This window comes from Lagierella sp. ICN-221743 (genome assembly GCF_037890055.1).
Lineage (GTDB): Bacteria > Bacillota > Clostridia > Tissierellales > Peptoniphilaceae > Mediannikoviicoccus.
On sequence record NZ_JBBKBD010000011.1, the window covers coordinates 1 to 12966 of the forward strand.

14 protein-coding genes are annotated in these 12966 nt (G+C 33.4%); 1 reads left to right on the forward strand and 13 read right to left on the reverse strand.

All coding sequences use genetic code 11. The features are described 5' to 3' along the window. Positions 1 to 245 precede the first annotated feature (245 nt). Positions 246 to 569, reverse strand: coding sequence for a branched-chain amino acid transporter permease (locus WKS98_RS06180; protein WP_498917820.1), 324 nt, complete (start codon positions 567 to 569; stop codon positions 246 to 248). Then, entirely contained in the window at positions 562 to 1269 is a 708-nt protein-coding gene (locus WKS98_RS06185) for an AzlC family ABC transporter permease (RefSeq protein WP_498917822.1), read from the reverse strand. Before WKS98_RS06185 ends, WKS98_RS06180 begins: the two co-directional genes overlap by 8 nt. A 225-nt stretch (positions 1270 to 1494) precedes the next feature. On the opposite strand from WKS98_RS06185, the gene WKS98_RS06190 reads away from it, so the two are divergent. Next, complete coding sequence (locus tag WKS98_RS06190; protein WP_498917824.1) at positions 1495 to 1962, forward strand: virulence RhuM family protein; 468 nt, start codon at positions 1495 to 1497, stop codon at positions 1960 to 1962. Between the two features lie 61 nt (positions 1963 to 2023). Here the strand turns inward: WKS98_RS06190 and WKS98_RS06195 are convergent, their stop codons facing one another. The 11 genes from WKS98_RS06195 to WKS98_RS06245 all read right to left on the reverse strand — a co-directional run bounded on the left by WKS98_RS06195 (position 2024) and on the right by WKS98_RS06245 (position 12938). Continuing rightward, positions 2024 to 3205, reverse strand: a complete 1182-nt coding sequence (locus WKS98_RS06195) for a restriction endonuclease subunit S (RefSeq protein ID WP_498917826.1) — start codon at positions 3203 to 3205, stop codon at positions 2024 to 2026. An 8-nt stretch (positions 3206 to 3213) separates the two neighbouring features. Next, positions 3214 to 5232, reverse strand: a complete 2019-nt coding sequence (locus tag WKS98_RS06200; RefSeq protein ID WP_498917828.1) for an HsdM family class I SAM-dependent methyltransferase — start codon at positions 5230 to 5232, stop codon at positions 3214 to 3216. 3 nt (positions 5233 to 5235) lie between these two features. After that, positions 5236 to 5364 (reverse strand): helix-turn-helix domain-containing protein, encoded by a 129-nt coding sequence (locus WKS98_RS06205; protein ID WP_498917829.1) that lies wholly within the window; start codon positions 5362 to 5364, stop codon positions 5236 to 5238. A 376-nt stretch (positions 5365 to 5740) separates the two neighbouring features. Continuing rightward, positions 5741 to 6169, reverse strand: coding sequence for a hypothetical protein (locus tag WKS98_RS06210; RefSeq protein ID WP_498917830.1), 429 nt, complete (start codon positions 6167 to 6169; stop codon positions 5741 to 5743). An 83-nt stretch (positions 6170 to 6252) separates the two neighbouring features. Next, positions 6253 to 7761, reverse strand: coding sequence for an LTA synthase family protein (locus WKS98_RS06215; RefSeq protein ID WP_498917832.1), 1509 nt, complete (start codon positions 7759 to 7761; stop codon positions 6253 to 6255). Between the two features lie 184 nt (positions 7762 to 7945). Beyond that, entirely contained in the window at positions 7946 to 9451 is a 1506-nt protein-coding gene (locus WKS98_RS06220; protein ID WP_498917834.1) for a hypothetical protein, read from the reverse strand. Further along, positions 9451 to 10017 carry an O-acetyl-ADP-ribose deacetylase gene (locus WKS98_RS06225; protein ID WP_498917835.1) on the reverse strand — a complete coding sequence of 189 codons (567 nt, stop codon included), beginning with the start codon at positions 10015 to 10017 and terminating at the stop codon, positions 9451 to 9453. Before WKS98_RS06225 ends, WKS98_RS06220 begins: the two co-directional genes overlap by 1 nt. A gap of 82 nt (positions 10018 to 10099) precedes the next feature. Then, positions 10100 to 10723, reverse strand: a complete 624-nt coding sequence (locus WKS98_RS06230; protein WP_498917836.1) for a hypothetical protein — start codon at positions 10721 to 10723, stop codon at positions 10100 to 10102. A gap of 114 nt (positions 10724 to 10837) precedes the next feature. Then, positions 10838 to 11092 carry an HPr family phosphocarrier protein gene (locus WKS98_RS06235; protein WP_498917838.1) on the reverse strand — a complete coding sequence of 85 codons (255 nt, stop codon included), beginning with the start codon at positions 11090 to 11092 and terminating at the stop codon, positions 10838 to 10840. A 51-nt stretch (positions 11093 to 11143) separates the two neighbouring features. Further along, entirely contained in the window at positions 11144 to 11689 is a 546-nt protein-coding gene (locus WKS98_RS06240; RefSeq protein WP_498917839.1) for a rubrerythrin family protein, read from the reverse strand. A 193-nt stretch (positions 11690 to 11882) separates the two neighbouring features. Further along, on the reverse strand, positions 11883 to 12938 hold the full coding sequence (locus WKS98_RS06245) for a rod shape-determining protein (RefSeq protein WP_498917840.1): 1056 nt from the start codon (positions 12936 to 12938) through the stop codon (positions 11883 to 11885). Positions 12939 to 12966 lie beyond the last annotated feature (28 nt).

Here is a 12966-nt window from a genome sequence, read left to right on the forward strand (position 1 = left end):
AGCAGAGGATATCCTATGCTTTAAATAATTTTATTTCTTTCTCCTTACTAGAAAAGTAAAGCCTAGTATTGTCATGTTGAGCGAGCGACAGTGAGTTCTTGACCTAACAGAAGACGAAGTCTTCGTTGTAGGTCAAATGTCGATCTCGTTTCACTTTTCGACAGAAAAGTGTCAGAAGGCGACCTCAAAAAGCGAAAGCTTTTTTGTTCATCTTTTCTAACTTCTAACTTCTCACTTCTTATCACTTACATAATTCTAATTAAAACCATATACAAAGTCGTCCCCAATATAATACTTAAAATCATATTCTTTTTCCACAAGTGCACACCAAACACAACCGCTGCGGACAACAATTCTGGAACTACATTTCTAAAGGAAGAGTAGTCATAGTCTTTAAAGCAATACACAACTAACATTCCCATAATTGCCGCTGGCAGAACCTTTTCCAAATAAGTTATAACAGGAGGCATTTTGGCTTCATCTCTGAAAATAATAAATGGCATCGCCCTAGTCACTTGAACGGAAATAGCCAGTATAATAATCGCAATTATCATTTCTTTATTATTCATTGTCAAATACCCTCCTTCCTAAAATAAGTGTAAATAAAATTAAAATCATGGATGCAATGGCCATGTTGTCCTTGCCAAACACCAAAAGTGCAAAAACAGAAAGTATTATTCCCGTTATTCCACTCATCTTTCCCGATTTGTTTTTAGATTGCTCTATTAACATCACTATAAAAAGAGCCGTTAGTGCAAAGTCCAGTCCAAAGAGGTCTGCGGTTATTAATTTCCCGCTAACAGCTCCTAAAAAAGTTCCCAAATTCCAATAAAAATATCCAAACATTGTTACATAGATACAATACCTTTTATTTTTTTCAGGATTATTCATATTGGCAGATTGAATTGAAAACACTTCATCAGTTAGACCAAAGATTAAAAACCGCCTTGCCTTCCCCATGTTTTGATACCTTCTTAGTAGTGGTATGCCATAGAATAAATGCCTTGCATTTAGCATAACTCCAATAAAAAATAATCCTAAAGGATCAAAGGGAAGTAATAGTAGTGGCACCGCCGCAAACTCAAGCACCGCAGAATAAATTAAAATACTCATAACAATTGGACACCATATTGGGTAGCCCTCTTCAATCATCAAAATCCCAAATGCAAATCCAATAAAAACATATCCCGCCATTATGGGAATAGTGTCCCTAAAGGCCAGGTTAAACTCATGTCTATTAAATCCAGAATCTTTTTTCCTGCTATTCATATGTATCCCCTCACTTAATCTATCTTATAAAAAAGCCCCTGAAAAATTTCAAGGCAAGATTAAAAAAATAATTTAAATATATTCTATCATATTTTTGATGTGTTACTGCATTAAAATATGCAAGCTGCACAAGCTTTACAAATTAAAAAATTATAATACACTTAATTAAATTTCATAAAGTATTCGAGTTTAAGTTTATAATTAAGGTAGTACTTGGAGGAAATTATGAGTAGAGAAATGGATAATAATAAAAATCAAAATAAAAAAGAGCTTCAAATTAGGTCATCCACTGCTGAATACTTGACCTTTATTGCAGCTAACGGTGATGAAAAAGAAGCTATTGAAATTAGATATGAAGATGAAAATATTTGGCTAACTCAAAAGATGATGGCAGCACCTTTTGATGTAAGTGTGGCTATAATAAATGAACATCTAAAAAAAATCTATGCCGACAGTGAATTACAAGAAAAAGCAACTATTAGGAAATTCCTAATAGTTCAAAAAGAAGGTTCCAGAAATGTTTCAAGACAAACAAAGCACTATAACCTACAAGCAATTATTGCAGTAGGCTTTAAAGTAAATAACGAAAGAGCCGTCCAATTTAGAAAGTGGGCAAACCAAATTGTAAAAGATTTTTTAAATGCTTACAAAATAAATTGCACTAAAACAAAACGCATACTAAGTTGTGCTTAATATGCGCTGTTATATTATTTTAATTCCAAATCAATCTAATCTCAATTCAAGGTATTCATACTTATTTTCTTTCAACAACTTGTTTTGTCGCTTCGATTTTTTTATCTGCCCATATTACTACATCTTTTATAACAAGTTTCTTAACAACTTTTATAAACTTTTTCATAAATTTATAATCCACAACTGTATTGAAAAATGGTATTTCTACTTCGGTATTCTTTAATCCTATCTTAGTAGCTTTTGCATTATAATCAAATCTTTCTGTTATTGATTTTCTAATACATGACATTATATATAATGCAACATCTAAGTCCATATTCTCATTTTGTAATACACTAGTAGCTCCATGACCATCTTTTAAATAAAATGGTGTTTGTAGATAAACAACATTTTGATTGTTTGAATGAACCAATATAGTTGGCAAAGCATTTTTATTATTTAAAACTTCTGCCTTTAATGATTCATAACTTATTATTCCGTTGTTATCAGTAGCTTGACCATAAAATGGATATTTTTCAGATGTTTTATCGTATAATTCATTTAATTTCAACGGATCTATCTCTGAAATACCAGTTTGCCATATTAATAAATCTTCTAATCTAATCCGGTCTGTCTGTCTTTCTGTCTGTCTATCTAAAGAATTATCTGACATTTTTTCAAAGTAATCAAGTATTTTCTGATCTTCTTTTGTCAATTTATAATCTTTAAGTCCAGTTACCATTAAATACGCTTCGAGTTCCTCGATGCGTTCCGCTTCGAGTTCCTCGATAAATTTTTCCATATAGGAAAAATTTATCTTGCCATTTAAAAATGGCAAATCTAGTTTTAAATTATTCAACTTTTTTGCAGAAACTGTGTTTGTATATCCATATATAACCATATGTTTCTTCATTAAACTACAAATAAATAATCCTATTCGTTTATTTTTTATTAGTGGAATTTTTTCTTCTAATATAAGTACTCCATCGGTTGTTATGAATTCTTCTGGCTGATAATAAATAACCCCTGTCTGTCTGCCGATAATTATAGAATTACCTTTAAATTTCCTATAATTATTATTGCTAACTTTATATACATAGCCATTATTTATATCGTTTTGTGCAACAAACGAAACTCCAACATCATTTCTTTTAAGAGCTTTTTGATTTTGAATATCTCCTCGTGCAACATTAAAGAGTTTATCAAAATCAAATTCTCTCCATTCGCCCCCGTTTTCTAAAAACCCTCTTTCTAATTTTTCCAAACGAGGGCTTAGGCTTTTTTTGATGATTTGTCCTCACTTTTTAAGATATTAGATACTTCCCAAGCTAGATAATCAGCAACTGTATTTTTAAAATCTTCTATCTTAGGTTTAGTATCTATTATCTTGTGTTGTTCAAAATTCCAGTCATTCCCAGCATCTGTAATAAAATCTTCTATATAAATTTCATCAATATCCCAAAGATTTTCATTTACTTTTGCACTTTTTCCTGCTTTATAAAGTTTTATTATATCTTGATATCTTTCAGTAGGACTATCAATTTCATTTAATCCTCTTTTAGTTCTTTTGTATCCGTCATTTCTAAAGTCTATAAATTTTACTGTTTTTTCATAGTCATGTGGTGTTCCTGCTTCAAATACATAGATACTTGTTTGAACACCTGCCATTGGAATAAATAAATCTACTGGCATCTTTATACTTGCAAGTAGAGTATTGTTTTTTAAAATTTCTTGATTACTGGATACAGCTCTTCCACTTCCTGCACTATCTTGTATGATTATTGCTGCCAGACCTCCTTTTTCCATTTTTGATAAACCAAATCTTATAAATGGCATACCATTTTCTTCAAATGAAAAAGGTGGGTTTAAAAGAAGTCTATTTGCCTTAAAGTTTGTATATAATTCCTCTGGAGTTCTAAATGTGTTCCCTTTTCTAATATTACTTGAACCATCTCCTCTAAGAATCATATTTGTTGCAGCTAGTGTAAACATTTCAGCATTAAGTTCAACTCCTAAAAGTTGTTCTTTTTTTATTTCTTCTATTTTTTTATTTGCCTTGCTAGTATCTTTTCCAAAAGTTTTATTAGCATCGTCAATCATTATTTCCATAGAACTTATTAAAAATCCTGCCGAGCCTGTAGCTAAATCCATGGTTCTTGAATCTTTATTTACATTTAAAATTTCAGCCATCATTTTTGTTACATATGGAGGAGTAAGAACTATTCCTATTTCTTTTCCATCACCTAAAGCATATTTTAAAAATTCAGAATACATTTCCCCCATAATATCTAAGTGTCCAGCCATACCATCAATAGACATATAAATATTATTAAAAATATAAGAAAAGATTTGTTTATTTGTACTCGCTTCTTTTTCTAAAAGTTTTCCAACTAGCTTGTCTAAATCTGTTGGTTCATCTCTTTGATTATCCTTTGAAATTTCAGTAAAAGACGAAAGCATTAACTCTACTTTCTCTTGTCTTATTTGTTTTTGCTTTAAATATTCTTTTATCTGATTTGTAATTATTATACCATCTCTTTTAGTATCAGTTTTTGCTCCTAAGAGGTCTTCTGGTATAAGTCCTCTTTGCACTAAATTTCCATCTTCATCTACTATATCCTGCATAGATAAAAGCATACCCGATACATAAAGGACCCTTTGTGGTGCTGTTATATTATGATTATGCATAAGTTTGTTAAGTTCGCGTGCATATTTTTGCAAAAGTGTTCTGCTAGTAATTAATATTTCATGTTTTTCTTCTTCTGTTAAAACACAATCATTATAAAAATTAGAGAAAGTCTTTTCATTTTCTAAAAAATCAATACTTGTGTAATTTTCCATCTTTTTAATTGATTTAAACGATGAACCAAAAACATAATAAATATCAAATACTACATTTCCCTTATGATCTCCTGCAACACCAATAGCTACTGCCTCTTTATACTTACCACTAGCTATTATTTGAGTAGCATAATGTATTGCACCATTAGTTGCAAAATTTTGAATTGATTTCTCATCATCTTTTATACCATCTTTATTTTTAGCAATTAACTTTTTAATACCTAACTTATCTTCAAATATTACTGGTATATCATATTTTTCGACATGAAAATCAGGTTTCCCAAAATTTGTTTTTGTCTTTGTTTTTGCAGAACCTTTTAAAGCATCTTTCATGTATTCAGACATAGAAGATTCCACATTATAATCTTTTAATTTTTTGAAACCTATTTCTGAAAATTTATTTTTTACATAATCATTTACATCGTCTTCAAGTTTCCACTTTTCAATCATATACTAATCCTCGTCTTCAAACTTTTCATCAAAATTAATAATATCACTACAGGTACAAGATAAAGCCTTACATATTCTTTCTAAATTCTTAAATATGATTAGTTTATCTTTTTCCCATTTGTGCCATAACATTTGTTGTAAGTCTTGTCATGGCTATTACATCTGCTTTTTAATCCCTTTTTGTTAGCTTTATCTATAATGGTTTATCATTAATATCCATAATAACGCTCTCTTTATCCTTATTAGATTTATTTAATTATAGCATTAATATTGATTCCATCAAAATCTTACATATTTACACACAAACCCCTAGTCAAATCAAATCCAACTAGGGGTGCTCTAATTTTTTTACATATCTTGTCAACAAATCGCAACTAAACTCATCATCTTTCCCATAACTCACAATTTAAAGATTTCAACTGCCAAGTTTTGACCTTTTCAACTGCAAAGTTTTGTTACAGTAATAACAGCCCTCTCTAAGTGCTAAATTAAATCATTTTTCTCTCTCCTACTTCTCCAGATCTTCAATCTCATCTTCCAGTCTTATATATAATTTCTCTATTCCATTTCTAAATTCTCGCAGCTCTCTCATGGTACTTTTTATTTCTCCTTGGACTCTAAGGTCGGTAAAGATATTGTCGAACCAAATGTCGAAGAACCTATCGCCCACGGTGTCGCTGATTTCTCCTGGTAGGACCATGTCCACGTCTTTTAGTTCTCTTTCCAGGTCTTTTACTGAATCTGTAACGTCCTTGATGTATTCGTTAGCTTCTTCTATTTTATTTCTCTTTTTCCAGCTTGAGAAAAACTCTCCTCCGAACATGTCCCACATTCCCCAAAATTCTGCACTGTCTAGGGTGTCCAGCGCTCTGTCTATTTTTTCTATAACTATGACTGCTTGGTCTTTTGCTTCTTTAAGTTCTTTTAGTCTATCCATATCTGTCTCCTTGATTTTTTATAGCTTTGAGTCTTTCTTCTAGTATATAAAAAAGACCACGGTGCTACCATGGTCTTTTGATATTATTTCTTTTTTCTTAATGTTATTGCATCTTGTGCGTCGTCTTGAAGAATTTGTTCGTTGTAGAACGTTGAGTTTTTCTTTAATTCATCGTTAAACTGTTTGTAACCCATTTTTTCTGAAAGTGTCTTCTTTCCTGAGTATAGGTTTGTTCCTAGTCCCATTCTGTCTCCTTCTATCTGAATGCCTAGGCTTGCTAAGATAGTTGGATACATGTCCATTGTTGTGGAAATTCTATTTTTATTGTGTGCTGCTGGTAATGCAGAGTTTATAAATGTGTTATAAACTGATCTGTCATAACCTTTAACCATATTGTCGTAATACCATTTGTCTTGCATTCCCAAGTGGTCTCCAACTATTACTATGGTCGTGTTGTCATAGAAATCCTGTTGTTTTACCCAGTCTACAAATTCTCCAATTTGTTTTGATGATTGGGCGTGAACATTTTCGTATTGTGTTGGGAACTTTTGTACGTCCCCTGGTTCTAGGTAACCATCTGTAAAGTGTGTATTTACTGTTTCAATTACAAAGTTAAATGGTTCGTTTTTTTCTGCGAGTTTTGTAATTTCTTCTTTTGACCACTTAAATAGCTTGCTGTCTTGGTAGCCCCACCAAACTCTGTCTTCGTAGGTCATATATCCATTTGCAATTGCGTGGTAAAGGTCGAAGATATCATAGTCTCCGTGGTTTTTGAAGAATTCTCTCTTACCACCAAATTCTGATTTACTTCCCATTATTACTTCGTTGTTGTAGCCTTCTTTTTTTAGGATTTCTCCCAGTGAGTAGGCTCCATTCAAGAAGTTTGTTGATTTGTATTGGTTGTTTACAAAGCCTTTTATTGGAAGTCCTGTTTGGCTTGCTGTTATTCCTGCAATACTCCATGAAGCTCCTTCTGTTTGGTAGAAGCCTCCCATTTTGTCTGTGTTTGAAAAGTATGTGTTATCTTGTGCAAGTTTTTCAAGTTCTGGCATTATGGAGTATTCCCATCCACCGCCTATGTTCTTGTTCATAACTGTACTTTCTATGGACTCTGCATAGATTAGGATAAGATTTCTCTTCTTTTCTGGAAATGTTAATTTTACATTTTCAGGTCTAACATAGTTTTCTTCTATCATTGTGGAATCTTGAAACACTGCTTTTAGATAGTCTGGTCCATCTAGGAAGATGTAAAATGCCAAGCATGAAACTATAAATACTCCTGCTGGGTAAAATGCTTTTATTCTTCTAGATCTTTTTGTATTGAATCCTGTCTTCTTCCAAACTATCCATATTGGTACAAGTAGCGCTGCCATAATACCTATAAATGGTAATATGTTTGCAAGTATTACGCCCCATACCACTCCGGGAGCAGTTCCGCCAACTCCACCTTTAATTTGAAATATTAAGTCTTTAATTCCTTTGTTCCTAAAGTTTAAGGTCAAATAAAGAGTTGTAAGTATAAGTAAGGTGGACAGCATCATAATAATAACCACAAATGTCAAATTTGCTTTTTTACTTTTATTGTCTTTCATTCTTTCCCCTCATTTCATATCTAACGAAAATATATTTTAACACAATTTTGATGTTTTTTTAATATTTTCAAGAAAATTTTTACAAATTTTTCCTTTTAATTTAACATTTAATCGTTAGTACTATTATACACCAAATTCCGGGATAAAATATTACAAAATTCTTACAAAATCAACTTTTTATTAGTTAATTTTCTCTATTTGACGATATTTTTTGTTTTTCTTCTTGTTCTATCTCTTTAATTCTCTTTTCTGCATGCTTTATAAATTCTTTTAAGACTTTTATTCTTGCATACTTTTTGTCGTTTCCTGCAACTACAATCCATGGTGCATAGTCCACGTCGGTTCTGTCTAGCATTTCGTTCATGGCGGTTATATATTCATCCCATTTATTTCTATTTCGCCAGTCTTCCTCTGTAATCTTATATTGTTTGTCCGGTTCTTCTTCCCTTGCTTTAAACCTTTCTAGTTGGGTGTCTTTGTCTATAACCACAAAGTATTTTAATATTAGTCCGTTTGAGTCATAGAATTGTTTTTCCATGTCCAACATTTCATAAAAGGCTCTTTCCCATTCATTGTCCTGTGCAAAGCCTTCTACTCTTTCCACCATAACACGTCCATACCAAGATCTGGAAAATATTCCCATGTAGCCTTTGGCTGGTATCTTGTTGTAAAATCTCCAAAGGTAGTTATAGGAGTTTTCTGTTTCGTCTGGCGCAGAGATGGCGTGAACTGTGTAGAGTCTAGGATCCATTCTCTTAACAAGTCGTTTTATGGCTCCGTCTTTTCCTGCAGCGTCCACTCCTTCAAACACCAGCATTGTAGGGATGCCTTTAACATACATCTCGGCAGATAGTGAGCTTGCCTGTTTTTGTAAGTCTTTTAAAACTTCGTCATATTCTTCTTCACTTAGTGACTTGTCCATGTCCAGGTCGTCCAGTGGTTTATTTTTTGCTTCGTAACTTCTTTTAAGTCTTACGCCTTCTTCTCTCTTGGTTGAAACTCTTTCTATTCCTTTTTCTAGTTCTTCTATTACTAGTCCCAACACATCTTTTGAGGCAAGTTTTCTATCGGTGGAGTCTACGATATTCCATGGGGCAAAGTCAAAGTTTGTCTGTTCTAGAACATATTTAATATGTTCTTTGTACTTGTCGTAGTTTTTGTTTTGTTCAAGGTCAATTTTGTCAACGTAAAAAGCGTTATATTCTGAGTCTAAATATTTTTCTATTGTTTCTTTTTGAGTCTCTTGAGAAATGTTTAAAAATACTTTTACAATAACCGTATAGTCGTCATAGAGATTTTTTTCTATGCCACTAATGCTTTCTAGTATTTGTCTAGTCTTTTTCTTAGACATGTTTGGGTCACTCATAACGTCAAAGTAGAAGGACCTGTCGAAGACTTTTGTGTGGCCCTTTTGTGGAATCTTCTTCCAAAATCTTGTTATAAATGGATAAAGATTTTCTTCTTCTGACGCTTTGTCAAACACGTCCACATCATAGAACTTTGGGTTTAACTCTTTTACTAAGTCGTTAATTACATAGCCTTTTCCTGAGGACTCAAAGCCGTCAATGATTACTAGTACGGGAATCTTTTCTGTTTCTGCTATTCTCATTAACCTTGCCAGTCTTTGGCCCAGTTCTTTTTTGCTAAAATCTTTATATTTTTTTAAATCTCTAACATTAAGTCCGTCCATTATTTCATGTTCTCCTCAAATAGTTTCTTGTATATATTGAAATCGCCTTCGCTAAATGTAACAAATATTACTTTTATGTCTGTTGTGCTGTTCTTTAGAAAAGATAATACCGATTCTATTGCAATTTGAGCTGCGTCTTCCTTTGGATATCCATATACTCCCGTGGAAATTCCTGGAAACGCAATTGAGCTTAAATTGTTTTCTATGGCAAGCTTAAGGCTATTGGTATAACAATCGGAAAGTAACTTTTCTACATTTCTATCGGTGTTGTAGATTGGCCCAACGGTATGAATAACATTTTTTGCCGGCAAGTTATATCCCTTTGTAATCTTTGCCTCTCCCGTTCTACAGCCTCCCAAGGTCTTACACTCCGCAAGTAGCTCTGGACCGGAAGCTTCATGAATTGCTCCGTCAACTCCACCTCCACCAAGGAGTGTTTCGTTGGCGGCATTAACAATGGCGTCCACTTCTACTTTCGTAATGTCTACAAGGTTTAAAATAATATTTCCCTTTGCATACTCTCTCTTTAATATTTCTTTTAACTCTTTGGATAAAAAGTTTTCCATACTTACCTCCATTCTAAAAAAAGAGCCCTTAGGCTCTCATTGACTTAAGTATTTATTCTAATTTACCCGAAGTTTTAAAAAATTAAACTTGCTTCTTTGCTTTTTTTCTATACTTGTCAGCATTTTTATTTGAAAAAATAACTAAAACTAGATAGTCGAATAGAAATATGGCAAGGAGTATTAATGCAATTCCTGCAAGTAGTCTAAATCCATCTTTATATATAGACCTTAAAACCAAAAATATTCCAAGCAAAACAAATAGCAGTGATGCAATGTATTTTTTATTTATTGACTTATACTCATCGCTTAGATGCTTATAATTATTTTCTGGATTTTCTGGCTTAGACTTTGGCGACTCAATTATTAAAACTTCTCTATTTTTTGTGGAGAATGTGCTTTCTAGTTTCTCCGCCTGTTTACTAAAAGGTCGTAAGAAACCTAGGTCGCCAGTTATTAAACCACCTTGGTCCAGTGGAATGTGAAAATATCTCTTGCCTTGACTCTGTAAATACTTTTTATAACCGTCAAGCTGTTTTATTTCATAATCTCCCACATATATGGTTTCGTATAAAACTTCTCTATCTTCTTCTTTAAAAATATATGAATACTTATCTACATTGGCTAAGGTGTACCCTATGCTTTCCCATTTATTTAACCAGGGGGCTACTTGACTTATTGGATCTAAAAAAAACTTTAACTTTCTCATATAACCTCCAAATTTTATGATTTTGCTATTTCCATTATAAATAAAAAGTTTCTAAATTACAAAAGAAACAGAAAAAGGCCTACGTAAATAGACCTATATGTAACATCACTAAGTTTAAATATCGTTTATAAAAGTTATAAGGCAGTCGAGAGCGTCTACTTCGTCATGTCCTTCGCATGAAATAACGATTTCATCTCCTTTAAAACCTGCCATACTAAGTATTGATAAAATACTTTTGCCGTCATATGATTTTCCGTCTTTTGTTAAAGTTATTTGGGATTTAAATTTAACTGCATTTTGCAAAAACTTTGCAGCCGTTCTTGCGTATAAACCTTCGTCATTTTTCAAGATAACCTTTTCCTTAACCAACTTCTCCCCTCCTATAAATAAATTCAGAGGGAAGCTAAGCTTCCCTAGAATTTAGTACTCAACAAATGCTGCTTTCTTTGTGCCACAGATTGGGCATTTATCTTCTTCACCTGTTAGTGATACGAATCCACATACAGGACATAGGTAAATTTTTCCATCGCCTAAGTCTTTTCCAGAATCAACTACTTCTTTAGCTTCTCCGAATAACTTAGCGTGAACTTTTTCTGCTGCTACTGCAAATCTCATTGCTCTAACAGCTGCTTCTTCGCCTTGCATTTCTGCTACTTCAATATAAGCTGGATACATTTCTGTATATTCAAAAACTTCTCCACCTTTAGCAGCTTCTAAGTTTTCAGAAGTTGTTCCGATACCGAATCCTGCCATGCTTGCTACTAGGAAGTCCCCTTTTACATCCTTCATAGCTTTGAAGTGTAGGTTTGCGTGAACCTTTTCCGCATCAGCAGTACAGTGGAATAATCTTCCTACATTTGGAAAACCATCTTTAGTTGCAACATCTCCCCAGATGTCGTATCTATTTCTCGCTTGTGATTCTCCGCCAAATGCTGATCTTAAATTAGCTTGAGTCATCTCTTTCATTTACAAAACACCCCTTATTAAATTTTTGTACAATTATATACTAGCATAAAAATTTTTATAATACTAGTATTTAGTCCAACTTTGTAATGATTACATACTTCTGTACTTTATTGCTCTATACTGCTAATTTCATTCTATCACTAAAGAATGGAAATATCTATGTTTAAAAGAATCTTTTTATTATTCTGTTTAATTAGCTGTCCCTTTTAAGCCTTTCTTCAATGGCTTTCTTTCTCATAGACTCTTCGCCCATTTCGCTGGAGTCTAACTTTTCAATCCAGTTAAGTGACTTGCCCGTTCCCCTTACAACGGCAAGTATAGGGTTTTCTGCTATTTGAACCTTTATTCCAATTCTATCTTCAATCCTCTTGTCCAGTCCATTTATTAGTGAGCTGCCTCCAGTCATTATGGCTCCTCTTTCAAATAGGTCTGCTGCAAGTTCTGGCGGTGTCTGTTCAAGCACCGAATGAACTGTTTCCACAATTTGAGTAAGTGGTTTGTTTAAAGCTTCTGCAATGTCGCTTGATGTTACAAACACATGCATTGGAAGTCCATTAATAAGGTTTCTACCCTTTACTTCAAACAAGTCGTTGTCGTTTGGGGAGTTTGCCTTTGCCACATTTATCTTAATGTCTTCGGCGGTTCTTTCGCCAATAATCATATTGTATTTTTTCTTTATATAGTTTGAAATTGCCTTGTCGCATTCGTCTCCTGCAACTGGGATGGATTTATTTATTATAATTCCACCAAGGGCAATAACTGCAACGTCAGTGGTTCCTCCACCAATGTCGATAATCATATTACCACCGGAGTCAGATATATCGACCCCTGCACCAATAGCAGCTGCCAGTGGCTCTTCTATAAGGTAGGTGTTGTTGGCGCCGGCAAATCTTGAAGCTTGAATAACGGCACGCCTTTGCACCTGGGTTATCTGTGAAGGCACACATATGACCACATTGGGTTTAAAGAAAGTTTTTCCAATGGCCTTCTCGATAAAATATTTTAGCATCTTTTCAGTTGTGTTGAAGTCAGCAATAACACCGTCCTTCATAGGCCTTGTGGCTATGATGTTACCTGGAGTTCTTCCAAGCATCTTCTTGGCTTCTCTGCCTACAGATATAACCTTGCCAGTGTAGCTGTCCATTGCAACAACTGAAGGCTCGTTTATTACGACTCCCTTTCCCCTCATAAAGACTAAAACGGAAGCCGTGCCAAGGTCTATTGCTATATTTTTTCTTAAATCTGCCATTCTTTTTTTCCCTTTCTAAATACTAGTT